This is a genomic window from Arthrobacter sp. P1_H7 (assembly GCF_056405215.1).
This window is the reverse complement of the sequence record NZ_JBFUCO010000004.1, coordinates 537918-564291: the sequence shown is the minus strand read 5'-3', so window position 1 is coordinate 564291 and position 26374 is coordinate 537918. Positions and strand designations below refer to the sequence as shown.

The following is a 26374-nucleotide window of genomic DNA, read 5'->3' as shown; positions in this document are numbered from 1 at the left end:
AGCGGGTGGCCCATGGCGATCGCGCCGCCGTGCCGGTTCACGATTCCCGCATCGATGCCCCAGGCGTTGATGCAGGCCAGGGACTGCGCGGCGAACGCCTCGTTCAGTTCGACGGCGCCGACCTGGTCCCAGCCGATCCCGGCCTTGGCGAGGGCCTTGTTCGCGGCCTCGACCGGGGCGTAGCCGAAGTACTGCGGATCGTTGGCGTGCGCGCCGCGGCCGGCGAGCCGGGCCAGCGGCTCCATCCCCAGGATCCCGGCGGCGGCCTCGGAGCCGAGCCAGGCCGCGGAGGCGCCGTCGGAGAGCGGGGAGGCATTCCCGGCCGTGACGGTCCCGTTCTCGGCCCGGAACACGGTCTTGAGCCCGGCGAGCTTCCCGGCCGAGGACCCGGGCCGGATGCCCTCGTCGCGGACCAGGTCCGTGCCCGGGACCGGGGCGACCAGGTTGTCGTAGAAGCCCTCGTCCCACGCCGCGGCGGCGAGGTTGTGGGAGGCGGCGGAGAACTCGTCCTGCGCCTCACGGCTCACGCCGTATTTTTCGGCCAGCCGTTCGGTGGCCTCGCCCAGCGAGATGGTCCAGTCCGCGGGCATGGCCTGGTTCACCAGGCGCCAGCCCAGCGTGGTGGAGGCCAGGGTCAGGTCCCCGGCCGGGTAGGGCTTCTCGGTCTTGGGCAGCACCCACGGGGCGCGGGACATCGATTCGGCCCCGCCGATCAGCATCAGCTCGGCGTCGCCGGTGGTGATCTGGCGGGAGGCGATGATCGCCGCGTCCAGGGAGGACCCGCAGAGCCGGTTGACCGTGGTGCCCGGGACCGAGACCGGCAGCCCGGCCAGCAGGGTGCCCATCCGGGCGATGTTGCGGTTTTCCTCGCCCGCGCCGTTCGCGTTGCCGAACACCACCTCATCGATCCGCTCGACGTCGAGGGCCGGGGCGCGCTTCACGGATTCGCGGATCACGTGCGCGGCAAGGTCATCCGGGCGGACCCCGGCGAGGCCGGCACCGAACTTCCCGAACGGGGTCCTCACGGCGTCATACACAAAAGCCTGATTCATGGGTTCTTGTCCGTTTCTGCCTCGTCCCTGGCCGCCTCGTCCATGGAATGGAAGACGTGCTGGGCGGTCTTGAAGGCGGTATTGGCGGAGGGGACCCCGCAGTAGATGGCGGTCTGGAGCAGGATTTCCTTGATCTCATCCCGGCTCAGGCCGTTGGTGATGGCAGCGCGGATGTGCATGGCCAGTTCTTCCCAGTGCCCGTGGGCCACCATGGCGGTCAGGGTGACGGCTGAGCGCATCTGGCGGCTGATCCCGGGCCGGGTCCAGATGCCGCCCCAGGCGATCCTGGTGATCATGTCCTGGAAGTCCTCGGTGAAGGAATCCTTGTTGGCGTTGGCGCGGTCCACGTGCGCGGCGCCGAGGACCTCGCGGCGGACTTTCATGCCGCCGTCGTAGATTTCCTGGCTGGTCGCGCCGGGCTGGACCACACCGTTGCGTTCGGGCCCGTGGAATTCGGCACTGCTGGTTTCGGAGCGAGTCATGCTCCCGCTCCCTGGGTTTCGGTCCAGGCGATGAGGCCCTTGAGCAGCTCGGCTACGTGGCCCGGCGCCTCGAACGGCGCCAGGTGTGCCACGCCCTCCAGGCTGACGGCCGTAGCTGTGCCGCCGCCGGAGGTGATGCCCGCGGCGACTTCCCCGGCCATCGACGGCGGGGCGACGGCGTCCAGGGCGCCGGCCACTACCTGGGTGGGCACGCGGATGGTGCCGAGCTGGTCCCGCACGTCGAAGCCGGCCAGCGCCTCGCAGCAGAAGGCGTAGCTGAAACGGTCTGCGTCCCGAAGGCTGTGCAGGAGCCGGCTGCTGAGTTCCGGGTGGCTCTCCATGAATCCCGGGGCGAACCAGCGCTGCGCGGAACCCTGGATCATCACCGGGGTGCCCTGCGTGCGCACGGTTTCGGCACGTTCCAGCCAGCCCTCGGCAGTGCCGAGCTTCGCGCCGGAGCACTGCACGGAGAGGCTCTTGAGCCGGTCGCCGTGCTTGATGCCAAGCTGCAGTCCGGTGGCGCCGCCCAGGGACACCCCGGCGTAGTGGAAGCGCGCGCCCGGGGCGATCGACTCGACCAGGCCGATCACGGCATCCGCGAGGTCGGCGACCGTGAAGGCCTCCTCCGCCGCGGGCGAGACGCCGTGCCCGGGCAGGTCCCAGGCGATGACGTCGACGTCGGGGCCCAGCAACGTGCCGGCCTGGCTCCACAACAGGGACGATGTTCCGAGCGAGGGCCCGACGATGAGGAGGGGTTTGTCGCCCAGATTGCGCTGGGGCGAAAGCAGAACTGCTTTGACGGTGGGTCTAGCCACGGGAGGCTCCGTTCTGGAGTTGGTGGGCAATGGCGCCGGTCTGGCCGGTGTATTCCGGATACGCCGCGAGGATGCGGCGGGAGATCTCGACCGCCTGGCCGAGGTAGTTGGCCGGGTTCAACAGCTCCTCGAGGCGGGCTTCCGTGAGCAGCTCTTCAGGGACAGCCGCGCGGAGCAGTGCCCGGTAGGTGTCCGCCTGCTCCGCAGCCGGGGCCCGGAGCGTTTCGTCCACGACGGCCTGCAGCCGCTGTTTCCCGGTCCGGCCCGCTCCCGTCCCGGCGCCGCGGCCGTCCAAAAGTGGTGCGACGACGGCGTTGACGGCTTCGGAGAGCAGCAGCGGGCCGCCGAGCCCGAGGTTGCGGCGCATCGCCCCGGGGAAGACCGCCATCCCTTCGGCCAGTTCCCGCAGTTGTCCCGCGGCGCCGAGGGCCAGGCGGAGTAGCTGGCGCAGGGCGGCCCATTCGCTGTGCCAGGCGCCGTCGGGGCGTTCGTCGTTGAAATTGGCGGCCGCGAGATGCAGCTGGGCGGCCAGTGCCGGTGCCTGCAGGGCGGCGCTGCGGATCAGCACGGAGAGCACGGGATTCTGCTTCTGCGGCATGGCCGAGGACACGCCGCGCCCCGCGACGCGCGGTTCCGCAATCTCGGCAACTTCCGGCCGGCTCAGGAACAGGACGTCGGCGGCCATCTTTCCGGCCGCGTCCGTCACCGCCGCCAGCGCGTCGCCGAGCGCGGTCACTGCCAGCCGGTTGGTGTGCCAGGGGGCAGGAACGGGCGTGAGGCCCAGCCGGGCGGCCAGCCGGTCGGCGAGATCAAATGGGGACAGCGGCTCCGGGGTCAACCCAGCGCCGTCTGTAAGTCCAGTGCGGTCAGTAAGTGCAGCGCCGTAAGTAAGTACAGTGCCGGAGGCGAGCGTCCCGGCGGCGCCGCCGGTCTGTACCGGCAGTTCGAGGGCCTCGAGCCGGCTGGCCGCGGCAGCCAGCCCGCTGAACCACTGCGCGGCCCGCAGCCCGAAGGTGTAGGGCAGCGAGTGCTGGGTCAGGCTCCTGGCGACACAAAGCGTGTGCGCATGGGCTTCGGCGAGGCCCGCGAGGGCGGCCGTTGCCGCGCGAAGCTCCGCGAGCAGTTCGCGGATGGCCCCGGCGGCCAGCACCATCAGGGCCGAGTCGAGCACGTCCTGGCTGGTCAGCGACGTGTGAATGGCCTGGACGGCGCCGAGTCCGGCGGTGTCCAGGTTCCTGACCTGTTCACGGAGGTCGGCGAGCAGCGGGATGACGGGGTTGCCGCCGCCTTGGGCCCGCACGGCGATGCCTGCAACGTCGTACCGCTGCACGTCCGCGGCGGCGGCCACCACTGCGGCGGACCCCGACGGGGCCAGGCCAGCCTCGTCCAGGACCGCCGCCCACGCGGCCTCGACCTTGAGGATGGCGCCGAGCACTGCACGGTCCCCGGTCAGCGCCGCCACAAGCGGCGACGCCGACACGGGACTCAGCAGGCCCAAGTCGCCGTGCAGGCCAATGTCACCGTGCAGTCCCAAGTCGCCGTGCAGGCCGGCGTCGCCGTCGGTTTCGAAGAAGGTCACTTCGAGGCACCCTCGGCGCCGCTGAAATCCAGGAACACCGTCTCGCCCTCGCCCTGGAGGCGGATGTCCCAGGTCAGGCCGCCGTCGGAATCCCGGCGCGCGATGAGGGACCGGCGGCGGTCCGGTTCGAGCGAGCTGAGCAGCGGATCCTTGGCCAGGGCCTCCTCGTCCTCCGGCAGGTAGACGCGGGTAAACAGGCGGTTCATCAGGCCCCGGGCAAAGACGGCGACGGCGATGAACGGCGCCGCGCCCTCCTCGGTGGGGCCGGGGTTCACCGTGGTGAAGGTGAAGACGCCGGTGTTGCCGACCGCGCTGCGGCCAAAGCCGGTGAAGGTGTAGCCGTCCCGGACGAGGGAGCCTGTACGGTGCGGAACGTTGCCGTCCGCGTCGGCCTGCCAGATCTCCAGGATCGCGTCCGGGATCGGGTGCCCGGCGCCGTCATAGACGGTGCCCTGGAGCCGGATGGAGCCCGGGGAGCCAGGAGCCAGGAGCTCGCGGTCCTTGGTGTAGGGCAGGGCGTAGCCGTAGAACGGCCCCACGGTCTGGCCCGGTGTCGGGGTGAGTTTACTCATGGCGCTCCTATTCATTTTCGTCGCCTCCTGCGCCCAATGCCTCGTTTTCGGTCCAGGTCCGCTTGGAGCCGGTCAGCACGATGTCCCAGTTGTACGCCAGAGCCCATTCAGGCTTGGTCTGCTCGTGGTTGTAGGTGGCCACGAGCCGGTCGCGGGCATCCTGGTCCACGATCGACTGGTAGATCGGGTCCAGCGGGAACAGCTGGTCACCGGGGAAGTACATCTGGGTGACGATCCGCTGGGTGAACTCCTGCCCGAACAAGGAGAAGTGGATGTGGGCCGGGCGCCAGGCATTGAGGTGGTTCTTCCACGGGTAGGCGCCGGGCTTGATGGTGGTGAAGCTGTAGGAGCCGTCCGCGCCCGTGATGCAGCGGCCGACGCCGGTGAAGTTGGGGTCCAGCGGTGCCGGGTGCTGGTCCCGCTTGTGGATATAGCGGCCGGCGGAGTTCGCTTGCCAAATTTCCACAAGCTGGCCCGCGACGGGGCGGCCGTCGCCGTCGAGCACGCGGCCGGAGACCACGATGCGTTCGCCCAGCGGTTCGCCGTTGTGCGCGATGGTCAGGTCCGCTTCCAGCGCGTGCACGTCCATGTGCCCGAACGCCGGCGAGTAGAGCTCGATGGTTTCCGGGTCCGCGTGGTGCAGGTCCTTGGTGGGATGGCGCAGGACGCTGCTGCGGTACGGCGCGTAGTCGAGACGCGGCTGGGTTTCGGCGGGGGCTCCGCTCTTGAGGGCCTGCGCGTAGGCGTCGCCGATCGCCTTCATCTCGGCGCTGAGGTCCGCCTGCGACTCCGCGGCAGTATCCAAGGCAGGGCCAGCGGGCGCATACGTGGCTTCGTCGGACACGTCCTCGGTGATCGGGTCGGCGTTGAAGATGTCGAGGCTGATTTCTTCAGGCACAGCAGCCTCCTTTCGTTGGTGTGTTTGCTATTCGAATGGGGTCAGGAAGTGCGGGTCAGCTGGTGAAGGTGGTCGTATTGGACGGCGTGCCGGACCGGGGCGTTCGGAGCGCCGTAGCCGTCGTAGGCGCCGCGGCGTTCCACCATTTCAAAGAACACACTGCCCACGGTGGCCGTGTAGAAATGCAGGAATTCGCCGTCGGCGTCGCGGTCATAGAGCAGGTTGAGTTCGCGGAGCGTGGCCAGGAATTCCGGGTCAAGGGCGAACCGGGCGTCGAGGTCCTCGTAGTAGTTCGCCGGGATCTGCAGGAAGTCCAGTCCGCGGTCCCGTGCGGCCCGGGCCGTGGCCACGAGGTCATCCACGGCGAACGCCACATGCTCCTGGTACGTGCGGCGGTGGCCGGGCCCGGCAGCGCCGGGTTCTTTTGTTCCGTCGGCGGCTTCCTGCTGCAGCAGCGGCGCCAGGTTCAGCACCAGGCGGACGCCACGGTCCTCGGTGAGCATCACCTGGGACCGGACCAGGCCGGTGGGGCTGGCCACCTCGGCATACGGCTGCGGTTCCAGCGCGAGGGCGCTCGTGTAGAACAGCACGGCTTCGTCAAAGTGCTGCCACGGCTGGGCGAGGTTCACGTGGTCGATCACGGCGCCGGCCGCGGCACCCGCGCCGGGAACGGGGCCGGCCCCTGGAGCGGCGTGAGGCAGTTCCTCGCCGGATTCGTGTGGCTCGCCGAATTCACCGACCCAGGCCGCGGTGCCGTCGGGGCTGCCCTGGCAGAGGAAGATTTCGGTGGAGTCCGGCGCGGCGAAGCCCTGGAAGACTTCCTCGTTGGCCTGGCTCTTGCGCGGTACGGCGGGGGCCTTGAGCTGCTGGGCGCGGGCTGCGGCGATGACGGGAGAGTCGACGTCGAAGCCCAGGGCGGAGATGGCAGGGGCGGCGGGAGCCGGCTGGCCGCTACCGGCAGCAGGGACGCCGCCGGCAGTGGTCGCTGCGCCGAAGGGTGCGGGTTCCTCGTTGATGATCACGCGGGCGTGGCCCATGGTCCACAATTGCACATCCTTGGTCCGATGGCGCCCGTTGAACGCAAAACCCAGCTGGCCGAGCAGGGTTTCCAGGCCGGCGGTGTCCCCGGCCCGGACCTCGGCGAAGTTGAAGCCGGCGGGCTCGGCCACCCGGGGCAGCGTGGCGAGCTCCATCGGGTACCGGCGACGGGCCGCCGCCCCGGACGACTTGCCTGCGGCGGGGGCCGGATTTGCCTCCAGCCAGCGGGCGCTTTGCTCTTCGAGCCAGATCAGCGACCGCATGGCGTCGACGGCGGTGCGTTCGACGTCGGACTGGCGGAAGACGTCGTTGAACACCTCCAGCGACACCGGGCCCGCGTAGCCGGCGCGGACCACGTGGCCCATGAACTTGGCGAGTTCGAACTGGCCCTCACCCGGAAACACCCGGTAGTGCCGGCTCCAGGACAGCACGTCCATGGACAGCTTGGGGGCATCGGCGACCTGGACGAAGAAGATCTTCTCCGGGTTGAAGGCTTCGATCGGCGCGGTGTCCCAGTCCCGGGAGAGGATGTGGAAAGAGTCCAGGCAGGTGCCCAGGTTGGGGTGGTCCACCAGGTCAACCAGCCGGTGGGCGTGCTCGTAGTCGTTGACGTACTTGCCCCAGGCCAGGGCCTCATAGGCGACCTTGACGCCGTGGTCACCGGCGAGGGCCGCGAGCCGGGAGAGCTGGGCGGCCCGGAGCTCGTCATCGTCAATCGTGGCGGTGCCGACGTTGGAGCAGAGCAGCATGGTGTCCATGCCCAGGCGGGACATCAGCCGGAACTTGGCGTCCGCGCGGCGCAGGTTGGCGGCGAGCAAGTCCTCGGGAACGCTGTCGAAGTCGCGGAACGGCTGGTAAAGGTCCAGGGTGAGGCCCAGGTCGGCAGCCAGTTTTCGGACGTCTTCCGGGCTCAGCGGGGACGTCACGAGGTCCTGTTCGAAGATTTCGATCCCGTCGAACCCGGCGACGGCGCAGGCCTGCATTTTTTCCCGCAGGGTGCCGGAGAGGCAGACGGTGGCGATTCCGGTGCGCATCAGGCTGCCACTTCTTCTGCGGCCACAAGTTCCAGGAAGTGGGAGCGCATGCGGTCGGCGTCTGCCTCGCGTCCGGTGAAGATCCGGAAAGCGTCCGCCGCCTGGCCCACGGCCATCCGTCCGCCGTCGAGCACCTCGCAGCCCTTGGCCCGGGCGGCGCGGACGAGCTCGGTTTCGATCGGCCGGTACACGATGTCGGCCACCCAGTGCCGGGACTCCACGAGGGACATGTCCAGCGGCACGCCCGGGTGGGCGGCCATGCCCACGGGGGTGCAGTGCACCAGGCCGTCGGCCTGCGGCATGAGCTGCGGCAGCTCCGCTGTGGTCCGGGCGGTGACGGTCCGGTCCGGGAAGAACCCGGCGAGTTCGGCTGCCCGGGCGGTGCAGCGGGCCGCGTCGGTGTCTACAAGGTCCAGCTCGCGGACCCCCGCGGTGAGCAGGGCGTAGGCGACGGCGGATCCGGCGCCGCCGGCTCCCAGCTGCACCACGCGGTCCAGGGTGGCGCCGGGGAGCCCGGAGGCCAGCGCCGCCGCGAACCCGGAGAAGTCGGTGTTGTGGCCGATGAAGCGGCCGTCGCGGATGACCACGGTGTTTACGGCGCCGAGGCGCCGGGCGTCGGTGGAGACCTCGTCGAGGTGCTCGAGCACGAGCTGCTTGCAGGGGTGCGTGATGTTCAATCCGTTGAACCCGAGGCTCCGGGCGCCGGAGAGCAACTCCCCCACGGCCTGGCCGGGCAGGCCGAGTTCGATGAGGTCGATGGGGCGGTAAAGGTACCGGAGGCCCTGCACGTCGCCCTCGCGTTCATGCATATAGGGCGTGAGGGAGGGCATGACGCCGTCTCCCACGAGGCCCACGAGGAAGGACTCTGCTCGATTGCTCATCCGGTTAGCTCCTTTGACAACGGCACTCGGCGGGGGCGACGCCTGCGGCGTCTGCGGCGGACCGGGTGACAGGGGTTACATTACAGATTTTGTTCACATGTTGCACTGTTGTTCGAATGACGAACATACTATTACGACGGCGGCTTGTTACGACGGCGGCTTGTTTACGACGGCGGCGCGTGTCAGTTCCCGCCGGCGTCACCGCTGGGGCAGCCGGGCCGACAGCTCCGCGGCCGCCGCCTGCAGCAGCGGCACGAGCGCCACGAGGGCCTCCAAGCTCAGGCGAAAGACCGGGACCGCCGTGGCCAGCGAGGCGAAGGCGTGCCCCTGGGCATTGAAGACCGGGACGGCGACGGCGCGCATGCCGAGCTCGTTTTCCTCGTCCATGGTGGCGAAGCCCTGGCGCCGGACCTGCTCGATTTCGGCCCGGAAGGCCTCGCGGTCCGTGATGGAGAGTGCCGTCAGCGGCTCCAGGGGCAGCTCTTCAACGAGCTGGGCGCGCGTGGCGTCGTCGGCGAACGCCACCAGCGCCTTGCCCACCGAGGTGGTGTGCAGTGCCCCGAGATGCCCGGGATCGCTCGTGACCCGGAAGGTCTGCGGGCCGTCCACCTTGTTCACCGTCAGGTGGTGGATGCCGTCGCGCACGGAGAGGATAGTCGCCTCGCCCGTCTCCTCGGTCACGCGCCGCAGGATGGGCAGCGCCGTGCCCGCGAAGCCGTGGTGGTTGGAGACGCGCTGGCCCAGCTGGAAGACCCGCAGCCCCAGGTGGTAGCGCCGGCCGTCCGGCTCGTAGTCCACGAACCCGTCCCGGGTCAGGGAGCCGAGCAGGCGGTAGGTGGTGCTGAACGGCAGGTCCGCGCGGCGGGAGATCTCCGCGGCGCTGGCGCCGCGCGGCTCGTCGCCCAGGAGGACCAGCAGGCCCAGGGCCTTGCCCACCATGTCCGTCCGCGAGTCCTCCCTGGCGGCCTTGGCAGGCTTCGAAGGGGCCTCCGCGGGATAGCCGGAAGCGGCAGGAACGTCTGTGGTTTGATTCACACTCATGCATTGATGTTCCCACATAGTGAGAGCTATTTCTAGATGGTGAATATTTTTGTTGACAAGTGACTGTGCTCACAGTCATGATTGCTACATCGCACAAGTAGCTTCCACCATGTGGCTACTAGTCCGGGTCTTTCCACGGACCTCCGGCTGCACCACACTTAAGCAAGCGGCAGCCGAGACCTTCCTGATCCATCCGCGACAACGTCGTCACACCAAAGGAACACCATGAGCCACACTGTCCCGTCCACGACGCCGGGTATAACCACAGGAGGGACGCCGAAGAAGGCGGCCCTTGCCAGCTTCCTGGGCAGCGCCGTCGAGTATTACGACTTCTTCATCTTCGGTTCCGCAGCCGCGCTGATCTTCCCGCATGTCTTCTTCCCCGATGCGGACACCAACGCGGCGATCATGTCGTTCGCCACCTTCGGCTTTGCCTACGTGGCCCGTCCTGTCGGCGCCGTGGTCCTCGGCCACTTCGGCGACAGGGTGGGACGCCGGAAGGTCCTCATGTTCACGCTGCTGCTGATGGGCGCCTCGACGTTCGTCATCGGCTGCCTTCCGGACTTCAGCACAGTCGGCTGGTGGGCCCCTGCGCTGCTGGTGCTGGCCCGGCTCTGCCAGGGCCTGTCCGCAGCCGGCGAGCAGGCCGGCGCCTCGTCCATGACGCTCGAGCACGCCCCCGACAACCGCCGCTCCTTCTTCACCTCCTGGACCCTGACCGGCACCCAGGGCGGCCAGATCCTCGCCGCCCTCGTCTTCATCCCGGTCCTCGCCCTGCCCGATGAGATCAAGTACACGATCGGCTGGCGCATCCCGTTCTGGCTCAGCGCCGTGGTGGTGCTGGTCGCGTTCTTCATCCGCCGCACCCTGCACGAGCCGCCGGCGTTCGAGGAGGCCCAGAAGACCAAGCAGATCTCCAAGCTCCCCGTCGCGGACCTCCTCAAGAGCCACTGGCGCGATGTCGTCCGTGTCATCGCCTGCGCCTTCATCGCCGCCGTGTCCACCGTCTTCGGCACCCTGGCCATCAGCTACGCCAAGAACGTCGCCGGCGTGGACGGCACCACCACCCTCTGGCTCGTCGTCGGCGCCAACTTCCTGGCCCTGGGTACCCAGCCGCTCTTCGGCATGCTCGCGGACAAGATCGGCCGCAAGCCGGTGTTCATCTACGGCGCACTGTCCAGCGCGGTCCTGACTCCGGTCTTCCTGCTGAGCCTCGAATCCGGCAACGTCGCGCTGATGTTCCTGGCCGCCATCGCCTTCTTCTCCTTCGGCTACGCGGCAGCGAACGCGGTCTGGCCCTCCTTCTACGCCGAGATGTTCAGCACCAACGTCCGCTTCTCCGGCCTCGCAATCGGCACCCAGCTGGGCTTCCTGATGGCCGGCTTCGCTCCCGCAATCGTGGCGGCCATGGGCGGCATCCAGCCCGGCGGCTGGGTCCAGATCTCCATCTTCACCGGCATCATCTGCCTGATCGCCACGGTCTCGGCGCTGACTGCCAAGGAAACATTCCGGGTCCCCACCAAGCAGCTCGGCCAGCACTAGCTAGCCCGGCAGCGGATTTCAACCGCGCGCCCGTCCCTTTGGGGGCGGGCCGCCGTCGTTAAGGCGCTAATCCTTTGAGGCATCGAGGCGTTGAGGCGTTGCGGTGGTTGGCGGGCTAGGGTGCGGCGCCCAGAACTGCGGCGAGATCGAACTTCACCGGTTCCTCCAGCTGGTCGTAGGTGCAGGAGCGCGGATCACGGTCAGGACGCCAGCGCAGGAACTGGGCAGTGTGCCGGAACCGTTCGCCCTCCATGTGGTCATACTTCACTTCCACCACGCGCTCGGGCCGCAGCGGGGTGAAGGACAGGTCCTTGCCGCCGCTCCACCGGCTTCCTTCGGCTTTCCGCGGAGTCCGCGCCCCCTCCTCCTGCCGGGCCCAGGCCCAGGGGTGGTCGTCGAAACTGGTGACCAGTTCCTGCAGCTCGGCAAAGAGCTCCGCGCGCCGGGCCATCGGGAAGGCTCCCACTACGCCGACGTTCGCCAGCACCCCGGCGTCGTCGTAGAGCCCTAGGAGCAGCGAGCCGATCCGGTCGGGACCGGAGGTGTGCACGCGGTATCCGGCGAGCACGCAGTCCGCCGTCCGTTCGTGCTTGACCTTGACCATCGCGCGCTTGTCCGGCTGGTAGCTGCCCTCCAGCTTCTTGGCCACAATCCCGTCAAGACCGGCGCCCTCGAACTGCCGGAACCAGCGCTGCGCCGTGTCCCGGTCGGAGGTCGCGGCCGTGAGGTGGACCGGCGCCGCGCTGGCTGCGAGTGCGCGTTCGAGCTGCCGGCGGCGCTCGGAGAAGGGTTTGCCCGTGAGATCCTCGTCGCCCAGGGCCAGCAGGTCGAATGCCACGAAGCGCGCCGGGGTCTGTTCCGCGAGCAGCTTCACCCGGCTGGCGGCCGGATGGATGCGCTGCTGGAGCGCGTCGAAGTCCAGCCGGTCCCCGGAGGCCGCCACCAGGATGATCTCGCCGTCCATCACACAGCGTTCCGGCAGCTCCGACTTCAGCGCCTCGACAAGCTCGGGGAAATAGCGCGTCATCGGCTTGCCGTTCCGGCTGCCGATCTCCACCTCGTCGCCGTCACGGAAGATGATCGAGCGGAACCCGTCCCACTTCGGTTCAAAGAGCCAGCCCGTTCCGGCGTCCGGCGACGGCAGTGCCGGGAGTGCTTTGGCCAGCATGGGCGCAATGGGAGGCATCAACGGCAGTTGCATAGCGCCCATTCTTGCGCCGCGGACCCGGCACCGCCACCCCCACGCGGTGGTTGCCCGTTGAGGGTGTCCTCAACGGGGTTCCTCGACACGGGCCCGCCCCGGCGGTAAACATGGGTGATGGCTACCATCGGGTTCCACGCCTCGCATGAACAGATCAGCCCCCGCCGCCTCCTGCAGGACGTGCAGCTGGCCGAGCAGGCCGGCTTCGATGCCGCCATGTGCTCGGACCATATTGAGCCGTGGTCCGCCCGGCAGGGCCACTCCGGTTTCGCCTGGTCCTGGCTCGGGGCAGCGCTGGCCACCACCGGTCTGCGCTTCGGGGTGGTGACGGCGCCCGGACAGCGCTACCACCCGGCGATCATCGCGCACGCCTCAGCCACCCTGGCGGACATGTTTCCCGGCCGCTTCTGGATGGCCCCGGGCAGCGGCGAGTACATGAACGAGCACGTCACGGGTGAGGCCTGGCCGCCGAAGGAGATGCGGCAGCGCCGGCTGGAGGAGTGCGTGGACATCATCCGCCGGCTCCACGCCGGCGACGTGGTCACGCACCACGGGCTCGTCACGGTGGAGCAGGCCCGGATCTGGGATGTGCCGGAGACCAAACCGCCGCTGATTGCCCCGGCCGTGAGCGTGGAAACAGCGCGCCGGGCAGCTGCCTGGGCGGACGGACTCGTCACCGTCAACCAGCCGCCGGGAAAACTGAAGGACATGCTGGCGGCCTACCGGGACGCCGGTGGCCGCGGGAAGGCTGCCCTCCAGGTCCACCTGTCCTGGGCGCCGACGGAGGCAGAGGCCGTCGCGATCGCCGAGGACCAGTGGCGCACCAACGTCTTTGCGCCGCCGATTCCCTGGGACCTGCCCACGGCGGCCCATTTCGACGGCGTCAGCACCGGTGTCCAGGAGGACCAGGTGCGGGCGGCCGTCAACGTCTCCGCCGATGCCGGGCAGCACGCCCAATGGCTGGCCGCCTACCTGGACCTCGGATTCGATGAGCTGTACCTGCACTTTGTCGGCCAGGAGCAGACGCCCTTTATCGACGCCTTCGCCGAACATGTCCTCCCCCAGCTCCGCCCGGCCGGGCAGACCCAGGCCGGAACGGACGGTGCGCTGTGAGAATCGCCGAGACCTCGGACCTCTGGTGGAAGAACGCGGTGATCTACTGCCTGGATCCGGAGACGTTCTTCGACGGCGACGGCGACGGCACCGGGGACTTCGGCGGGCTGATCCAGCGGGTGGACTACCTTGCCGCGCTCGGCGTCACATGCATCTGGCTCATGCCCTTCTATCCCTCCCCGGACCGCGACGACGGCTACGACGTCACCGACATGTACGGCGTGGATCCCCGGCTCGGCAGCCTGGGGGACCTGGTGGAATTCATCCGCACCGCCCACGACCGCGGCATCCGGGTGATCGCGGACTTTGTCATCAACCACACCTCCGACCGGCACCCGTGGTTCGTCCAGGCGCGGAAGTCCGTGGACAACCCCTACCGCGACTACTACGTCTGGCGGAAGGACACGCCGCCGGACACCTCGGACCAGGTGGTGTTTCCCGGCGAGGAAACGTCCATCTGGACCCAGGACAAGGCCACCGGCGAGTGGTATCTGCACATGTTCGCCAAACACCAGCCGGACCTGAACGTGATGAATGCCAAGGTGCGGGACGAGATTGCGAAGTCGATGGGATTCTGGCTGCAGCTGGGCCTGGACGGCTTCCGGCTGGACGCGGTGCCCTTCTTCCTGGAGCTGCTCGGCGAGCCCAAGGATGAAGCCGCAAAAATCGACCCGCACCAGTACCTGAGCGCCCTGCGCAGCTTCCTCAACCGCCGCCATGGCAGCGCGGTGCTGCTGGGCGAGGTCAACCTTCCGTACAAAGAGCAGCTGAAGTACTTCGGCGGCCCGGCCGGCCACGAGCTGAACATGCAGTTTGATTTTCTCTCAATGCAGAACATGTACCTGTCACTGGCCCGGCAGGACGCCCGGCCGCTGGCCCGGACGCTCAGCAGCCGTCCGAAGATCAATCCTGACAACCAATGGGCCATGTTCGTCCGGAACCACGATGAACTCACCCTGGACAAGCTCAGCGATGCCGAACGAGAGGAGGTCTTCGCCGCCTTCGGCCCTGATCCCGACATGCAGATGTACGGCCGTGGACTGCGGCGGCGGCTGCCCACCATGCTCGGCGGCGATCCGGCCAGGATCCGCATGGTCTACTCCCTGATGTTCTCGCTGCCAGGCACCCCGGTGCTCTTCTACGGCGAAGAGATCGGGATGGGCGAAGACCTGCGCGCGAAGGGCCGCTCGGCCGTCCGCTCCCCCATGCAGTGGGACCACACCGGGAACGGCGGTTTCTCGACCGCCCCTCCCGGGGACCTCGTGGCCCAGCCCGTGGACGGACCGTTCGGGCCGGCGCACATCAACGCCGCAGCCGCCAAACGGGATCCTGATTCGCTGTGGAACTTCATCGCGACGCTGATCCAGCGCTACCGGGAATGTCCCGAGCTCGGCTGGGGCAGGTTCGACCTCATCAAGCAGGCCGCACCGGCGGTGCTGCTGCACCGCTGCACGTGGGATGGCTCCACGGTGGTGGCCGCCCACAATTTTGGCGCCGACCCGGCGTCTGTGACGGCCGCGCTGGGGGCGGCATCGCCGCAGGAGCGCGAGGAAGGCGGGCCAGGGGGTCAGGACGGAAAGGCCAGCACGGGGCGTTCGTACGCCGGGGCCGTGCTCCGGGACCTGCTCGGCGGCGAGGAAATCCCGCTCTCCGACGACGGCGCCTTCGAAGTCCCGCTGGACCGCTACGGGTACCGGTGGTTCCGGGTCGAGCGCCCGGGCGAACGCCACCTCCCCTGAGGCGCCCCCGCCCTGACAGGGGGACGGTATGGGCCGCGCCCCCGAGATCTAACGGGCCCCTTACCGCGCCGAAACGCGGACGCAACATTGGCGCAGGAGACTGGAAGTGCCAGCAAGAGCAGGCACCAGCTCCAGTCCAGGAGGCCCCGCCATGTTGAAGGAAGCGAAAGCCCATGTAACCCGCGTCCGCGCCCTTGACCAGCTGCACCGCGGCGATGAGATCGAGGCCCGCTTGCGGGTGGGCCCGAACTACGATGACGTCGTGATCCGCCGCGGCAGCGTTCAGGAAACAGCCCCCGGAATCGGCGTCGTCTGGATCATGGACCGCCACACCGGCATGCGCAAGGCCATCAACGCTGACGAATGCAGCGTCTGGCGGGTCGCCTGAGGGGTCAGCCTCCCGCCACCGACTGGATGATGAGGACTTCCTGGCCCGGTGCCACGGCAGTCACCAGACCCTGCAGCCGCCGGATTTCATTCCCGTTGACGTATATATTCACGTAACGGCGAACACTTCCGGTCTCGTCCCGCAACCGCCGCGACAGCGCCGGATAGTCCCCGGTCACCGTATCCAGCACCCACTCCACCGTCACCGCCGCCTTGGCGGGCGCAGTCAGGATGGACTGCCCGCCGGCGAGCGGTTGGAGGACGCTGGGCAGGACCACACTGATCGCCGAGTCTGCCGGCATGGTTTCGCCGCTGATCACACCGCTGGTCATGCGCTTCTACCCCTTCATGGCTGTGCCGGGAGCAGGGCCGCGGAGACCACGGCTGCCCGCACGCACAGGACATCCGGCAGGTGCGAGGCGACCTCGGTGAAGTGTTCCCCCTCGTCCGCACTGGCGTAGACACTGCCGCCCCGGGTCCCGAAGTAGACGCCCGCGGGCTCCGCACCGTCGACGCTGGCAGCATCACGCAGCACGGCGTTGTACTCGGCCTCCGGCAGCCCGGCATCGAGCCGTTTCCAGCTGGCGCCGGCGTCATCGGTCCGGTGCACGGCCAGCTTCCCGTCCGGCGGGATACGTTCGCCGTCAGCCTTCAGCGGGACCACCCAGGCGGTGCCGGCGCGCCGCGGATGCGTCAGCATCACAAAACCGAAGTCCGCCGGCAGCCCTTCGGCAATCGACTCCCACGATTCGGCATCGTCGTCGCTGCGGTACACGCCGTGGTGGTTCTGAGCGTACAGGCGGCCGTCGACGGCGGCGTCGGCCGCGATCTTGTGGACGCACTGGCCGAATTCCGGATTGGGATCCGGCATGAAGTACGCGGAAATTCCCTTGTTGCGCGGCTCCCAGGAGGCGCCGCCGTCGAGCGAGCGGTAGACCCCTCCGGTACTCATGGCAACGTGGACTTTCTCGCCCGTGGGGTCGACGACGATTGAGTGCGCCGCAGCGCCGCCATAGCCTGCGCCCCATTCGCTGCGGTGCGGATGCTCCCAGAGGCCGCGGTTGAGCTCGAAATGCTCGCCGCCGTCGGTGGATTTCCAGACCGAGATCGGCTCGCAGCCCGCCCACACGACGCCCGGGCGGGAGTCGGCGTCGGGGTGAATCTGCCAGATCCGTTCCAAGGCGGCGTCGGTGCCGTCAGGGAACGTGATGGCGCCGTTTTCGGGTTCGGTCCAGGATCCGCCGAGATCATCCGAGTGGAAAACCGTGGGACCCCAGTGCTCGGAGCGGACCCCCACCAGGATCCGGGTCCTGCCATCGCGGGTATCGATGGCGATGCTCGGCACCTCACTCATCAGAAAATGCGGTCCGGACAGGGACCAATCTTTCCGGTCCGGGCTGGTCGCCAGCCAAAGGCCTTTCTTGGTCCCGATCGCCAGGACGTAACTCTCTGCAGTAGCCATGCGTCCCATGCAACCATCCCCGCCGGAAGGCCGCAACGGTTTTCTACCGGCAGGTTTTCTACCGGCGCTGCCGGGGTGCGCTACCGCGCCGGTGGCATGTGGGTCAGTCGACGAACTCCGACTGCGTCTCGATGAAGTCCCAGTCCGCGGCCGTCAGTATGGCCGCGCCGGCGGCGGACGGTTCAGCCGGACGGGGCCCGCCGGCGTCCGCGATTCCCCGCTGCACGGCCTCGGGCAGTTCGATGGTCCGCAGGTTTTCCCGAAGCCATTCCTTGCTCGCCAAATCCAGATCCAACCACCACATGTAGATCTCCACGGCGGCCACCTCCTCCTGTGTCCTTCAACCGTAGGCCCCACCCGCGGGCTGTTCAAGGGAGGCCGCGGCATTCGGCGCCGGTACCGTCCCTGGACGGGCAAACGGGAAGTAAGCCCCTGTTCAGGACCGCACCCCGGCGCCAGAATGAAGTATGCCTGACGACTCCGCCAACGGCCCGGCGCCTCTCGTAGTGGGTGTGGTTCCGGGACAGCATCCGGAAGTGCTGCAGACGGCGGCATCCCTCGCGAAGTCCCTCGCCGCGCCCGTGATCTGCGCCTACGTGGACGAGGCCAGCTACCTCGTGGAATGGGATCCGGGGCGGTCCGCACACCGCCTGTCCCTGCACCCGGACGCCGACGAGGCCCGGATCCGGGCCACCACCCAGGAGCTGCGTTCCGTCGTTGAGGCACTCTGCGCACCCCTGGGGATCGACTGGACGCTGCGCATCCTGGCCGGGGACCCGGCCCGGGCGATCGGCAGGCTGGCCGCGGACACCAACGCGTCCGTGATCGTGGTGGGGACCCCCGAACGCGGCCTCGGCCACCGCATCTCCGCCGCGCTCAATGGCTCCGTGGCGGCATGGCTGAGCCACCATCAGGAGCGTCCAATCCTGATCGTTCCGGCGGCCGCTCCGGCGGGAAGAAAATAAAGCGAAAGTACTTATTCGGACCGCTGGTGTTATCCCACTACCGGCGAGTAAGCTCGATCTGTAGGCCGGACGAACGGCCTACCCCAAAGCTGCTCCGGAGTGCGTATCCCCCAATAACGCACTCCGGAGCTCTTTGTTTTGCGCAACGTTCCACATCGGCGCCGTCCCGGACCGCAGGCTTGAAACATACCCCTGGGGGGTATATGTTGAGGGCATGAGCGAGTCAGAAGATCCCGGCACGGCGAGTCTGGACACCGTTCCCCTTGACGCCCGGCCCCCTGTGCACGGCTACACCTCCAACAAGGACGCCTACCTTCGCCGGCTCAAGCGGATCGAAGGACAGGTCCGCGGCATCGCCCGAATGGTCGACGAGGACAAGTACTGCATCGACATCCTCACCCAGGTCGCCGCCGTCACCAAGGCCCTGCATGCCGTGAGCCTGGGGCTCGTCGAAGAGCACATCGGCCACTGTGTTATTGGCGCCGCCGCCGAGCCGGATCCGGAGCTCCGTGCGGAGGCCGTCGACTTCAAGGTCAAGGAGGCCACCGATGCCATCGGACGCCTGCTCCGCTAGGACCCGTACCACCCACCACACCACCGGGCCGGGGAACCACACCCGGCCCAGCGACAAGGAGCACTCCATGGCCACCGTTTCCACCACCGTCAACGTTTCCGGCATGACCTGCGGCCACTGCGTGTCCTCCGTCAGCGAAGAACTTGAGGCGCTCTCCGGCGTCGAAAAGATCGACGTCGACCTCAACGCCGGCGGCATCTCCACCGTCACGATCACCTCCAGCGAAGCACTGTCGTCCTCCGAAATCGGCGAGGCAGTCGCCGAGGCCGGCTACCTCGTGGTCGCCAGCGAAGCCTGAGGGACAACCGCGCCGGGCGCGCAGACGGCGGAACGGCAAACGCCGTCGGGCGCAGACAACGGAACAGCAGACGACCAATCGAGCGGGAAAAGAAGGGCGCCGTGAGCAGCGAGCAGTTGTTGGACCAGGCCGGGAGCCGCGTCATTGACCTCGATATCGAGGGCATGACCTGCGCCTCCTGCGTCAACCGGGTCGAGCGCAGGCTCGGAAAGCTCGACGGCGTCGAGGCCAGCGTCAACCTGCCTCTGGAGTCCGCCCGCGTCAGTGTCCCCGCGGACATCACCGACGACCAAATCACCGCCACGGTCGCGGCCGCGGGCTACAAGGCCACCATCCGGTCCGCCAGGTACCCGGGCACGCCGGTGGAGCCTGCAGAACTCGCGGCCGGCACCGGGTTTCCGACCAGCACAGCAGCACCCTCGCTCCGCCCGCGGCTGGTTGTGGCGGCCGCGCTCACCGTCCCTGTCCTCGCGATCTCGATGATCCCGGCGTTCCAGTTCCCGAACTGGGGCTGGGTGGCCGCGATCCTTGCCCTGCCGGTGGTTGCCTGGGCGGCGTGGCCGTTTCACCGCGCCGCGGCCATCAACGCGCGGCATCTGGCCTCGACGATGGACACCCTGGTGTCCATCGGCGTGCTTGCCGCCTACGCGTTCTCGGCCGGGCAACTCCTTGCCGACCCGGGCATGACCGAACATCCCGCAGCGGAGGGCATGGGCTCCGGCGGCCTGTACTTCGAGGTCGCATCCGTGGTCACCACATTCCTGCTGCTCGGCCGCTACCTCGAGGCGAACGCCAAACGGAAGGCGGGGGACGCCCTCAAGGCCCTCTTGGACCTGGGGGCCAAAGACGCGACGGTCCTGCGCGGCGGCACCGAACACAAGATCCCTGCCGATCAGCTGGGCCTCGGCGACGTGATCGTGGTCCGCCCCGGCGAGAAGATCGCCACCGACGGCGTCGTCATCGAAGGTTCCTCGGCGGTGGACGCCTCCCTCGTGACCGGCGAATCCGTACCCGTGGAAGTCGGCCCGGACAGCCAGGTCACCGGGGCCACCATCAACACCTCCGGCCGGCTCCTGGTCCGTGCCACCCGCGTCGGGTCCGAGACCACCCTGGCCCAGATGGGCAGGCTCGTCTCCGCGGCGCAGACCGGAAAGGCGCCGATCGCCCGGCTCGCAGACCGCATCAGCGCCGTCTTCGTACCGGTCGTCCTGGCCATCGCCGCCCTCACCTTCGCGGCCTGGCTGATGGCGGCCGCACCGGACGTCAGCGCCGACGAGGTCCGGAGCGCCTTCACCGCCGCCGTCGCCGTGCTGGTCATCGCCTGCCCCTGCGCCCTCGGGCTGGCCACCCCGGTCGGGCTGCTCACCGGGACCGGGCGGGGCGCCCAGCTGGGGATCCTGATCAAGGGTCCGCAAGTCCTCGAGGACACCCGGACGGTGGACACGATCCTGCTGGACAAGACCGGGACCGTCACCACCGGCCGCCTTGCCGTGGACGGCGTCCAAAGCTTCGGGCGGTACAGCGAAGCCGACGTCCTGCGCCTGGCGGGGGCTGTGGAAAACGCCTCCGAGCACCCGATCGCCCGGGCCATCGCCGCTGCCGCATTGGCCGCGGCGGCGGAGCGCGTGAACAACGACGGCGCCGGCCTCCCCGCCGTCGCCGGCTTCCGCTCCGCACCCGGCGGCGGCGTCCGGGGCACCGTTGACGGCCGGCTCGTGGTCGCGGGGCGCACCGGCTGGCTGCTGGAGTCCGGCGTGGCCCCGGCCCCGGCGCAGCGCGAGGCACTGGGTGCTGCCGAAGACTCTGGCGCCACGGCCGTCTGGGTTGCCGTGGACGGCGAAACCGCCGGTCTCATCAGCCTGCGGGACACCGTCAAGCCCGGCTCCGCGGCCGCGGTCACCCGGCTCAGGGAGCTGGGGCTCCGGCCGATCCTGCTGACCGGCGACAACGCCGCTGTGGCCGCCCAGGTGGCGGCCGCCGTCGGGATCAGCCCGGATGACGTCTTCGCAGGTGTGCTCCCGGCGGGCAAGGTTGAGGCCGTGCGGAAGCTGCAAGCGGCCGGCGCCACTGTGGCCATGGCCGGGGACGGCGTCAACGACGCCGCGGCGCTGGCGCAGGCGGACCTGGGCATCGCCATGGGCTCCGGCACCGACGTCGCCATCGAGGCAGCCGATCTGACGGTGATGGGCAACGACCTCGGGCAGGTGGCGCAGGCGATCGAGCTGTCCCGCCGGACGCTCGGCACCATCAAGACGAACCTCTTTTGGGCCTTCTTTTACAATGCCGTGGGCATCCCGGTGGCGGCCCTGGGCCTGCTCAACCCGATGATCGCCGGCGCCGCCATGGCCGCCAGCTCCGTGCTGGTGGTGGCCAACTCGCTGCGGCTGCGCAGCTTCGGGAAGTAAGCCGGCCTTAGCCCGGGCGCTCCCGCCTCAGGCCGCGCCATAGCGGATGGCAGCCCTGGCTTTGGCCTTGGCCGCTTCCTCCCCGCGGTCCTTTGCCGGGGCGTGGGTCACCAGGGAGGCGAGGAGGTGCTGCGTCGCATGGGCAATCTCATGCACAGCCCGGTTGAAGGCCTCCTCGTTGGCCTTGGAAGGCTTGGTGCTGCCGCTGATCTTGCGTACGTATTGCAGCGCGGCGGCCTCCACCTCCGCGGTGGTGGCGTGGGGTTCAAAATTGTGGAGGGTCCGGATATTTCGGCACATATCTCCATGCTAAGGGCCTTCGGGCCCGGGAACGAGGGGCCCGGGCCCGAACGGACAACCGCCTACGGCACGGGCTCGCAGTCGTTCGCGTGGTCCAGCGCTGCCGCGCCGGTGCCGGACGGGGCCCGGAGCTCGTCCAGCCGGACCAGCACCACCCCGCCGACAATCAGCAGTCCGCCCAGGAGCTGGATGAGGCCGGGCAGTTCGCCGAGCAGCAGCCACGCCCAGACGACGGCGAACAGCACCTCGGTGAGGGAGACAAAGGACGCGACTTTCGAGCCAAGCGCCCGCGCGGCGACAATTCCGGACACGTACGCCACCACCGTGGCCAGGACCACGAGGCCGCCCAGCGCCACCCACCACGGGGTGATCCAGGGCCCCAGGCGGGTGTCGGCGGTGCTGAAGGCCATCGGCAACAGCCCGGTTGCCGCGGTCAGCCACATGACGACGGCGCCCACCATGAGCCCGCCGGAGGCCAGAAGGATGGGCGGCAGGGTGTCGTTTTCCTTGGCCGTAATGAAGAAGTAGATGGCCAGGCACACCGCGGCCGCGATCCCCCACAGCACCCCGATGAGGTCGACCTTGACGGCTCCGGTGAGGTCCAGGACCAGGACCAGCCCGCCGAGGGACAGGAGAGTGCCGGCAATGGTCAGTGGCCGCGGCCGTTTCCGGCTGGCGGCCCACAGCCAGAGGACTATGAGCACCGGCGCCAGGTACTCCAGCAGCAGGGCGACGCCGACCGAGAGCCGGGATACGGCATTGAAATAGAACAGCTGGCAGGCGGCGACGCCGATGAATCCGAACAGCAGCACGGTCAGCCAGTTGTCCCGGAGCTGGTGCCAGCGCCCGCGCAAGGAGGGAAGAGCAAAGACGGCCAGAATCAGGGCCGCACCGGTGAGCCGGGCCGTGACGGCCGCCCCGGGAGTCCAGCCCGTTTCCAGGAGCGCCTTGGCGAATGATCCGGAGAGCCCGAACACCGCGGACGAAAACAGGGCGACGCCCAGACCTGATGCCATGAACCCGGATGGCGCGCCGGCCCGCGTGGTGCCCTGCCTGGCGGCCTGCTTGCCTTCGAGTTTGCCTTCGAGTTTGCTTCCCTGCAGGGTGCCGCCCGGTTCGGAGGCAGGCCGCTGGGCGGCAAGGTCTCGGAGCGGCGTGGCGACGGGGCGCTGGGGGGCAGACACGGGCATTCTCCTGTCAGGAGTAAAGTAGGGTTATGCTCATGACATTACGCCCCGGCGAGGTAAGGAGTCAAGATGGTTTTTGCCCCTGACACGGAAGTTGCCCTGCGTTCTGTGGTCAACCTCATCAACACCGCGGCCAACGGTGAGGAACATTTGGCCACGGTCAGGGATCTGGACGACTTCCTGGAGGCCGAGGGCTTCACCGGTTCCCGCACCCGGGACGGGGCCGAGCTGGCCAGCGTGCGGCGGCTGCGCGGCGAGCTCGCCGAGCTCTGGCAGGCCGGGGAGTCCGCCGCCGCGGAGACCGTAAACCGGCTGCTCCGCGAGGCCCGGGCGCTGCCCCAGCTGGTCAAGCACGACCCCTGGGACTGGCACCTGCACGCCACCACCCCGGAGGCGCCGCTGGCCGACCGGATGAGCACGGAGGCGGCGATGGCGATCGTGGACGTGATCCGCAGCAAGGAAATGGACCGCCTGCTGGTGTGCGCCGCGGACGACTGCGACGCCGTCGTGCTGGACCTGAGCCGCAACCGTTCGAAGCGCTACTGCGACACGGGAAACTGCGCGAACCGCGCGCACGTGGCCGCGTACCGGGCCCGGAAAGCAGCGTCCTGACGCCGAGGGCGCCGCTGTGAGGCCTAGGGTGTTAAGCCCCGCTGTTAGGCCCGTGGCCCGTTGTCGCGGGAATCGCCGGGGCCGACCTCGGGGCGGGGCTGCGCTGACGGGCCGCCATGGCCGGAGGGCGTGCGCTTGGAACTGAGGTTGACGCCGGAGCCTTTCCCCAGGTCGGCGGGGTTCTCCTTGTGGCTCATGGCCAGCATGGCGGCCACCACCAGGATCACAATAAAGGCGATCCCGGCGCCGATGAGCGCCAGATCGAAGCGGGGTGAGCGGGCGCTGCCGCCCGAGGCGAAGATCAGGACGCCGAAGAATACCACCACGGCCCAGAAGGCGGAGAACATGAGCGGTCCCTTGACCGAGGTCCGCAGGCTGCGGGGCGCTCCGGGTTTCTGCTGTGCCAAGGTGTTTTCCTCCTGCAGCCCGCGCAAAAGCGCGGCTGTCTTGTTACCGCAATTGTTCTACGCCGGGTAGAACCTGTCGGTACTAGTTTACGGCCTCCGCGGAATCGCCCGGAGCATCATGGCGCAGGGTCAGTCCGGACAGCATCCACAGGACGCCGCTGATGATGGCCCCGCCGCCGGCAACACCGAGGAGGGCGTGCGGGCCGAGGCCGATAAAGAACGGCAGCGCGATCGCAGTGCCCAGCCCGATCACACCGGAGGCGATCCAGTCGCGGGCCAGCACGGACCGGCCGCGGCCACGAATGCCCGCGAACAGCTCCGCGGCGCCGGCCACGCCCAGGCCGATGGCCGCGACGGTTCCGAAGACGAGCGGGGCGGGGATCAGGGCCACGGCCGCGCCGGCTCCGGCCAGGGCTGCTCCGCCGGCGGAGAGGACCCTGCCGGCGCCTTCCTGCGGGCGGAATCCGGTCTTGGGAACGGTCCAGATCAGCACCACACCCGTGGCCAGCAGGTACAGGCCGCCGGCCCAGCCCATTCCCGACTCCGGGGGCGCCGCCCAGAACACGGTGACCGCGCCAAACACGAGCGCAACGGCCGCCCTGACAAGCACGGGCTTGAAGAGGTCGGCCGCGGCGCGGATGGCAGGGGTCGCGTCAGGCGCTGCGGGAAGAGTCACCCGTCCAGTTTAGTGCGAAGCCGCCGCTGCGCGCGTCTGCCGGCCGGGCCGGCCCAGTGCGCACCCGCCGGCGGTTCCGGCTCAGCGGGTGCTCAGTGCACACCCAGCCTGCACTCACCGCGCGCCGAGGACCATCCACCGGTCCGTCCGGGCCCGGAGACCCAGCGTCAGCGCCCGCGCCGCCATGTAGCCGAGTGAGAAGGCGGCCCACAGCCAGAGCAATCCCGTTCCGGCGCCGGAAGACAGCACGGCCAGCAGCAGCGGCAGGTAAGCGGCGAGATTGACGACCCCGGCGATCGCCAGGTAGCGGGCGTCGCCCGCGCCGATGAGGACGCCGTCGAGGACAAAGACGTACCCGGCCAGCGGCTGCCCGGCGGCGAGCACCCAAAGGGCGACGGTAAGCGCCGCCTGGACTTCGGCGTCGGGCGTGAAGAGGGCGCCCGCCCACGGTGCCGCGGCAGCCAGAAGGACCCCGGTCAGGACGCCGAAGCCGAGCCCCCACCGGGTCATGGTGCGCGTCAGCGCACGTGCCTCCACCGGCCGGGCCGCGCCGAGTTCCTTGCCGATCAGGGCCTGGGCCGCGATTGCGAGGGCGTCGAGGGCGAAGGCGAAGAACGTGAAGATAGTCATGGCCAGCTGGTGCGCGGCGAGATTGACCGGCCCTTGGGCGGTGACCACCACCACCGTGGCGAGAATCGCGATCCGCAGGCTGAGCGTGCGCAACATCAGCCAGGAACCCACTCCGGTCAGGGCCCGGATGCCATGCCAGTCCGGCCGCAAAGACACGCCGTTGGTGCGGGCGTTGCGCCGGATGATCAGCACATAGACGGCCGCCATGGCCCACTGCGCGATGCTGGTGCCCACGGCCGAGCCGGTGACGGACCAGCCCAGCCCGTAGACGAGGACCAGGTTCAGCGCGATGTTCAGCGTGAACCCTGCGGCGGCGACGATCAGCGGGGTCCGGGTGTCCTGGAGTCCGCGCAGCACTCCGGTGCCCGCGAAGATGAGCAGCATCGCCACGAGGCCGGGCATGGACCCGCGCAGGTAGTCCACGGCAAACCCATGGACCTCGCCGCGGGCGCCCATCAGGTCCAGGAGGGGCCCGGCGGCCAGGAATCCCGCGACCGCAAGGACGAGTCCGAGCAGGAGCGCCAGCCAGATGCCGTCGCGTCCGGCGGCGAGGGCCTTGGACAGCTGGCCGTTGCCGATGGCCCGCGCCACTGCCGGCGTCGTGGAGTACGCGAGGAACACCATCAGTCCGACTGCCGTGTGCAGGACCGCCGATGCCAGCCCGACGCCGGCCAGTTCGGCCACGCCGAGATGGCCGACAATGGCCGAATCCGCGAGCAGGAACAGCGGCTCGGCGATCAGCGCGCCGAAGGCCGGCACTGCCAGGCGCAGGATCTCCCGGCGCTGCCCGGTGGACGGCGGCGGGGCGGTGGACAGCTGCGGGGAAGGTTGCACGGCTTAACCCTAGCCGGGCCAACGAATCGACCCAGCCCGACATTTAGTTGACATTTCAACTAAATGTCGGGGAGACTTGATGTTGAACGCAACCGAAGCCGCGGCGGCAGAGAGCCGCGACGCCCCCTACTTACGAAACGGTATTTCCCATGGACCAGCCCGCCCTGACCACCTCCGCCCGAACCATCCTGCGCGTCATCGCCGGTTTCCTGTTCGCCGCCCACGGCTGGCAGAAATTCAACGAATTCACGATCGCCGGCACCCAGGCCGCCTTCACCCAGATGGGTGTTCCGGCAGCCCAGGCGGTGGCTCCCGTCGTCGCCACCCTTGAGCTCGTCGGCGGTGTCGCGCTGATCCTGGGCTGGCTCACCCGCGTCTTTGCGGCCCTCCTCGCACTGGACATGCTCGGCGCCCTGTTCATGGTCCACGCCTCCGCCGGCGTCTTCGTCGCAACCGGCGGCTACGAACTCGTCCTGATCCTGGCGGCAGCCGCCGCAGCCGTGGCACTCGTCGGCGCCGGCAAGCTCTCCGCCGACCGCGGGGCCCCCCCCCCGTCGTTTGTGTCTTCGGGTTATGGCCGCGTTATGGCGTCCCGGACAGCCATTGTGTCGCCGGCCGGCGGCACCTGCCGGGCCAATCAGTAAACTCAC

General features: G+C 69.0%; 28 protein-coding genes. 10 read left to right on the top strand and 18 right to left on the bottom strand.

Features of this window, described 5'->3' with window-relative positions; all coding sequences use genetic code 11:
• From AC1DXI_RS06385 to AC1DXI_RS06345, 9 genes are all read right to left on the bottom strand, one after another.
• A partial coding sequence (locus AC1DXI_RS06385) for a thiolase family protein (protein WP_476937899.1) occupies positions 1–1052 on the bottom strand: 1052 nt, incomplete at its 3' end.
• Positions 1049–1534, bottom strand: a complete 486-nt coding sequence (gene pcaC / locus AC1DXI_RS06380) for a 4-carboxymuconolactone decarboxylase (protein WP_476937898.1) — start codon at positions 1532–1534, stop codon at positions 1049–1051. The genes pcaC and AC1DXI_RS06385, both read right to left, overlap by 4 nt.
• Positions 1531–2349, bottom strand: coding sequence for an alpha/beta fold hydrolase (locus AC1DXI_RS06375; protein WP_476937897.1), 819 nt, complete (start codon positions 2347–2349; stop codon positions 1531–1533). The genes pcaC and AC1DXI_RS06375 overlap by 4 nt, the downstream gene beginning before the upstream one ends.
• Positions 2342–3883: a lyase family protein gene (locus AC1DXI_RS06370; protein ID WP_476937918.1), complete on the bottom strand. Its 1542-nt coding sequence runs from the start codon at positions 3881–3883 to the stop codon at positions 2342–2344. Before AC1DXI_RS06370 ends, AC1DXI_RS06375 begins: the two co-directional genes overlap by 8 nt.
• A 41-nt stretch (positions 3884–3924) precedes the next feature.
• A complete protein-coding gene (gene pcaG, locus AC1DXI_RS06365; protein ID WP_018775362.1) occupies positions 3925–4500 on the bottom strand; it encodes a protocatechuate 3,4-dioxygenase subunit alpha in 576 nt (191 codons plus the stop codon).
• A gap of 7 nt (positions 4501–4507) precedes the next feature.
• A complete protein-coding gene (gene pcaH / locus AC1DXI_RS06360) occupies positions 4508–5344 on the bottom strand; it encodes a protocatechuate 3,4-dioxygenase subunit beta (RefSeq protein WP_476937917.1) in 837 nt (278 codons plus the stop codon).
• 95 nt (positions 5345–5439) lie between these two features.
• Complete coding sequence (locus tag AC1DXI_RS06355; protein ID WP_476937896.1) at positions 5440–7470, bottom strand: bifunctional sugar phosphate isomerase/epimerase/4-hydroxyphenylpyruvate dioxygenase family protein; 2031 nt, start codon at positions 7468–7470, stop codon at positions 5440–5442.
• A complete protein-coding gene (locus AC1DXI_RS06350; RefSeq protein WP_018775359.1) occupies positions 7470–8351 on the bottom strand; it encodes a shikimate dehydrogenase in 882 nt (293 codons plus the stop codon). Before AC1DXI_RS06350 ends, AC1DXI_RS06355 begins: the two co-directional genes overlap by 1 nt.
• Positions 8352–8549: 198 nt before the next feature.
• Entirely contained in the window at positions 8550–9392 is an 843-nt protein-coding gene (locus tag AC1DXI_RS06345; RefSeq protein WP_476937895.1) for an IclR family transcriptional regulator, read from the bottom strand.
• Between the two features lie 225 nt (positions 9393–9617).
• Here AC1DXI_RS06345 and AC1DXI_RS06340 point away from each other — a divergent pair, with 225 nt between their 5' ends.
• On the top strand, positions 9618–10934 hold the full coding sequence (locus AC1DXI_RS06340; RefSeq protein WP_018775357.1) for an MFS transporter: 1317 nt from the start codon (positions 9618–9620) through the stop codon (positions 10932–10934).
• A gap of 115 nt (positions 10935–11049) precedes the next feature.
• Here the strand turns inward: AC1DXI_RS06340 and AC1DXI_RS06335 are convergent, their stop codons facing one another.
• Positions 11050–12135: an ATP-dependent DNA ligase gene (locus AC1DXI_RS06335; RefSeq protein WP_476937894.1), complete on the bottom strand. Its 1086-nt coding sequence runs from the start codon at positions 12133–12135 to the stop codon at positions 11050–11052.
• 117 nt (positions 12136–12252) lie between these two features.
• Between AC1DXI_RS06335 and AC1DXI_RS06330 the strand changes: the two genes are divergently transcribed.
• From AC1DXI_RS06330 to AC1DXI_RS06320, 3 genes are all read left to right on the top strand, one after another.
• Complete coding sequence (locus AC1DXI_RS06330; RefSeq protein ID WP_476937893.1) at positions 12253–13248, top strand: TIGR03885 family FMN-dependent LLM class oxidoreductase; 996 nt, start codon at positions 12253–12255, stop codon at positions 13246–13248.
• Positions 13245–14987: an alpha-amylase family protein gene (locus AC1DXI_RS06325; RefSeq protein WP_476937892.1), complete on the top strand. Its 1743-nt coding sequence runs from the start codon at positions 13245–13247 to the stop codon at positions 14985–14987. The genes AC1DXI_RS06330 and AC1DXI_RS06325 overlap by 4 nt, the downstream gene beginning before the upstream one ends.
• Before the next feature lie 151 nt (positions 14988–15138).
• Positions 15139–15375, top strand: coding sequence for a hypothetical protein (locus AC1DXI_RS06320; protein WP_018775353.1), 237 nt, complete (start codon positions 15139–15141; stop codon positions 15373–15375).
• A gap of 4 nt (positions 15376–15379) precedes the next feature.
• Here AC1DXI_RS06320 and AC1DXI_RS06315 read toward each other — a convergent pair whose 3' ends face one another.
• The 3 genes from AC1DXI_RS06315 to AC1DXI_RS06305 form a co-directional block, all read right to left on the bottom strand.
• The gene (locus AC1DXI_RS06315; protein WP_476937891.1) at positions 15380–15706 is read right to left on the bottom strand and encodes a MoaD/ThiS family protein; all 327 of its coding nucleotides are present in this window, start codon (positions 15704–15706) and stop codon (positions 15380–15382) included.
• A 14-nt stretch (positions 15707–15720) separates the two neighbouring features.
• Positions 15721–16845, bottom strand: coding sequence for a WD40/YVTN/BNR-like repeat-containing protein (locus AC1DXI_RS06310; RefSeq protein ID WP_476937890.1), 1125 nt, complete (start codon positions 16843–16845; stop codon positions 15721–15723).
• Between the two features lie 94 nt (positions 16846–16939).
• Positions 16940–17152, bottom strand: a complete 213-nt coding sequence (locus tag AC1DXI_RS06305; RefSeq protein WP_370116672.1) for a hypothetical protein — start codon at positions 17150–17152, stop codon at positions 16940–16942.
• Between the two features lie 151 nt (positions 17153–17303).
• On the opposite strand from AC1DXI_RS06305, the gene AC1DXI_RS06300 reads away from it, so the two are divergent.
• From AC1DXI_RS06300 to AC1DXI_RS06285, 4 genes are all read left to right on the top strand, one after another.
• Positions 17304–17801, top strand: a complete 498-nt coding sequence (locus tag AC1DXI_RS06300) for a universal stress protein (RefSeq protein ID WP_476937889.1) — start codon at positions 17304–17306, stop codon at positions 17799–17801.
• A 214-nt stretch (positions 17802–18015) separates the two neighbouring features.
• Entirely contained in the window at positions 18016–18375 is a 360-nt protein-coding gene (locus tag AC1DXI_RS06295; protein ID WP_476937888.1) for a metal-sensitive transcriptional regulator, read from the top strand.
• 67 nt (positions 18376–18442) lie between these two features.
• Positions 18443–18673, top strand: a complete 231-nt coding sequence (locus tag AC1DXI_RS06290; protein WP_476937887.1) for a heavy-metal-associated domain-containing protein — start codon at positions 18443–18445, stop codon at positions 18671–18673.
• 101 nt (positions 18674–18774) lie between these two features.
• Positions 18775–21078 (top strand): heavy metal translocating P-type ATPase, encoded by a 2304-nt coding sequence (locus AC1DXI_RS06285; RefSeq protein WP_476937886.1) that lies wholly within the window; start codon positions 18775–18777, stop codon positions 21076–21078.
• 27 nt (positions 21079–21105) lie between these two features.
• Here AC1DXI_RS06285 and AC1DXI_RS06280 read toward each other — a convergent pair whose 3' ends face one another.
• Positions 21106–21378, bottom strand: coding sequence for a DUF2277 domain-containing protein (locus AC1DXI_RS06280; RefSeq protein WP_476937885.1), 273 nt, complete (start codon positions 21376–21378; stop codon positions 21106–21108).
• A 62-nt stretch (positions 21379–21440) separates the two neighbouring features.
• Complete coding sequence (locus tag AC1DXI_RS06275) at positions 21441–22394, bottom strand: EamA family transporter (RefSeq protein WP_476937916.1); 954 nt, start codon at positions 22392–22394, stop codon at positions 21441–21443.
• 240 nt (positions 22395–22634) lie between these two features.
• Here AC1DXI_RS06275 and AC1DXI_RS06270 point away from each other — a divergent pair, with 240 nt between their 5' ends.
• Entirely contained in the window at positions 22635–23177 is a 543-nt protein-coding gene (locus AC1DXI_RS06270) for a CGNR zinc finger domain-containing protein (protein ID WP_018775343.1), read from the top strand.
• Positions 23178–23221: 44 nt separating this feature from the next.
• Here the strand turns inward: AC1DXI_RS06270 and AC1DXI_RS06265 are convergent, their stop codons facing one another.
• The 3 genes from AC1DXI_RS06265 to AC1DXI_RS06255 all read right to left on the bottom strand — a co-directional run bounded on the left by AC1DXI_RS06265 (position 23222) and on the right by AC1DXI_RS06255 (position 25724).
• Positions 23222–23584, bottom strand: coding sequence for a hypothetical protein (locus AC1DXI_RS06265; RefSeq protein ID WP_476937884.1), 363 nt, complete (start codon positions 23582–23584; stop codon positions 23222–23224).
• A gap of 82 nt (positions 23585–23666) precedes the next feature.
• Entirely contained in the window at positions 23667–24260 is a 594-nt protein-coding gene (locus AC1DXI_RS06260; RefSeq protein ID WP_476937883.1) for a hypothetical protein, read from the bottom strand.
• Between the two features lie 114 nt (positions 24261–24374).
• Positions 24375–25724, bottom strand: a complete 1350-nt coding sequence (locus AC1DXI_RS06255; RefSeq protein ID WP_476937882.1) for an MATE family efflux transporter — start codon at positions 25722–25724, stop codon at positions 24375–24377.
• A 149-nt stretch (positions 25725–25873) separates the two neighbouring features.
• Here AC1DXI_RS06255 and AC1DXI_RS06250 point away from each other — a divergent pair, with 149 nt between their 5' ends.
• Complete coding sequence (locus AC1DXI_RS06250; RefSeq protein ID WP_476937881.1) at positions 25874–26368, top strand: DoxX family protein; 495 nt, start codon at positions 25874–25876, stop codon at positions 26366–26368.
• Positions 26369–26374: the final 6 nt, after the last annotated feature.

What these genes read in the sequence shown, in the direction of transcription:
- AC1DXI_RS06350 (WP_018775359.1), bottom strand. Translation starts at nt 8,351, where the DNA reads ATGAGCAATCGAGCAGAGTCCTTCCTCGTGGGCCTCGTGGGAGACGGC.
- AC1DXI_RS06345 (WP_476937895.1), bottom strand. Translation starts at nt 9,392, where the DNA reads ATGAGTGTGAATCAAACCACAGACGTTCCTGCCGCTTCCGGCTATCCC.
- AC1DXI_RS06270 (WP_018775343.1), top strand. Translation starts at nt 22,635, where the DNA reads ATGGTTTTTGCCCCTGACACGGAAGTTGCCCTGCGTTCTGTGGTCAAC.
- AC1DXI_RS06310 (WP_476937890.1), bottom strand. Translation starts at nt 16,845, where the DNA reads ATGGGACGCATGGCTACTGCAGAGAGTTACGTCCTGGCGATCGGGACC.
- AC1DXI_RS06315 (WP_476937891.1), bottom strand. Translation starts at nt 15,706, where the DNA reads ATGACCAGCGGTGTGATCAGCGGCGAAACCATGCCGGCAGACTCGGCG.
- AC1DXI_RS06320 (WP_018775353.1), top strand. Translation starts at nt 15,139, where the DNA reads ATGTTGAAGGAAGCGAAAGCCCATGTAACCCGCGTCCGCGCCCTTGAC.
- AC1DXI_RS06295 (WP_476937888.1), top strand. Translation starts at nt 18,016, where the DNA reads ATGAGCGAGTCAGAAGATCCCGGCACGGCGAGTCTGGACACCGTTCCC.
- AC1DXI_RS06335 (WP_476937894.1), bottom strand. Translation starts at nt 12,135, where the DNA reads ATGCAACTGCCGTTGATGCCTCCCATTGCGCCCATGCTGGCCAAAGCA.
- AC1DXI_RS06340 (WP_018775357.1), top strand. Translation starts at nt 9,618, where the DNA reads ATGAGCCACACTGTCCCGTCCACGACGCCGGGTATAACCACAGGAGGG.
- pcaC (WP_476937898.1), bottom strand. Translation starts at nt 1,534, where the DNA reads ATGACTCGCTCCGAAACCAGCAGTGCCGAATTCCACGGGCCCGAACGC.
- AC1DXI_RS06280 (WP_476937885.1), bottom strand. Translation starts at nt 21,378, where the DNA reads ATGTGCCGAAATATCCGGACCCTCCACAATTTTGAACCCCACGCCACC.
- AC1DXI_RS06250 (WP_476937881.1), top strand. Translation starts at nt 25,874, where the DNA reads ATGGACCAGCCCGCCCTGACCACCTCCGCCCGAACCATCCTGCGCGTC.
- AC1DXI_RS06355 (WP_476937896.1), bottom strand. Translation starts at nt 7,470, where the DNA reads ATGCGCACCGGAATCGCCACCGTCTGCCTCTCCGGCACCCTGCGGGAA.
- pcaG (WP_018775362.1), bottom strand. Translation starts at nt 4,500, where the DNA reads ATGAGTAAACTCACCCCGACACCGGGCCAGACCGTGGGGCCGTTCTAC.
- AC1DXI_RS06330 (WP_476937893.1), top strand. Translation starts at nt 12,253, where the DNA reads ATGGCTACCATCGGGTTCCACGCCTCGCATGAACAGATCAGCCCCCGC.
- AC1DXI_RS06275 (WP_476937916.1), bottom strand. Translation starts at nt 22,394, where the DNA reads ATGGCATCAGGTCTGGGCGTCGCCCTGTTTTCGTCCGCGGTGTTCGGG.
- AC1DXI_RS06290 (WP_476937887.1), top strand. Translation starts at nt 18,443, where the DNA reads ATGGCCACCGTTTCCACCACCGTCAACGTTTCCGGCATGACCTGCGGC.
- AC1DXI_RS06300 (WP_476937889.1), top strand. Translation starts at nt 17,304, where the DNA reads ATGCCTGACGACTCCGCCAACGGCCCGGCGCCTCTCGTAGTGGGTGTG.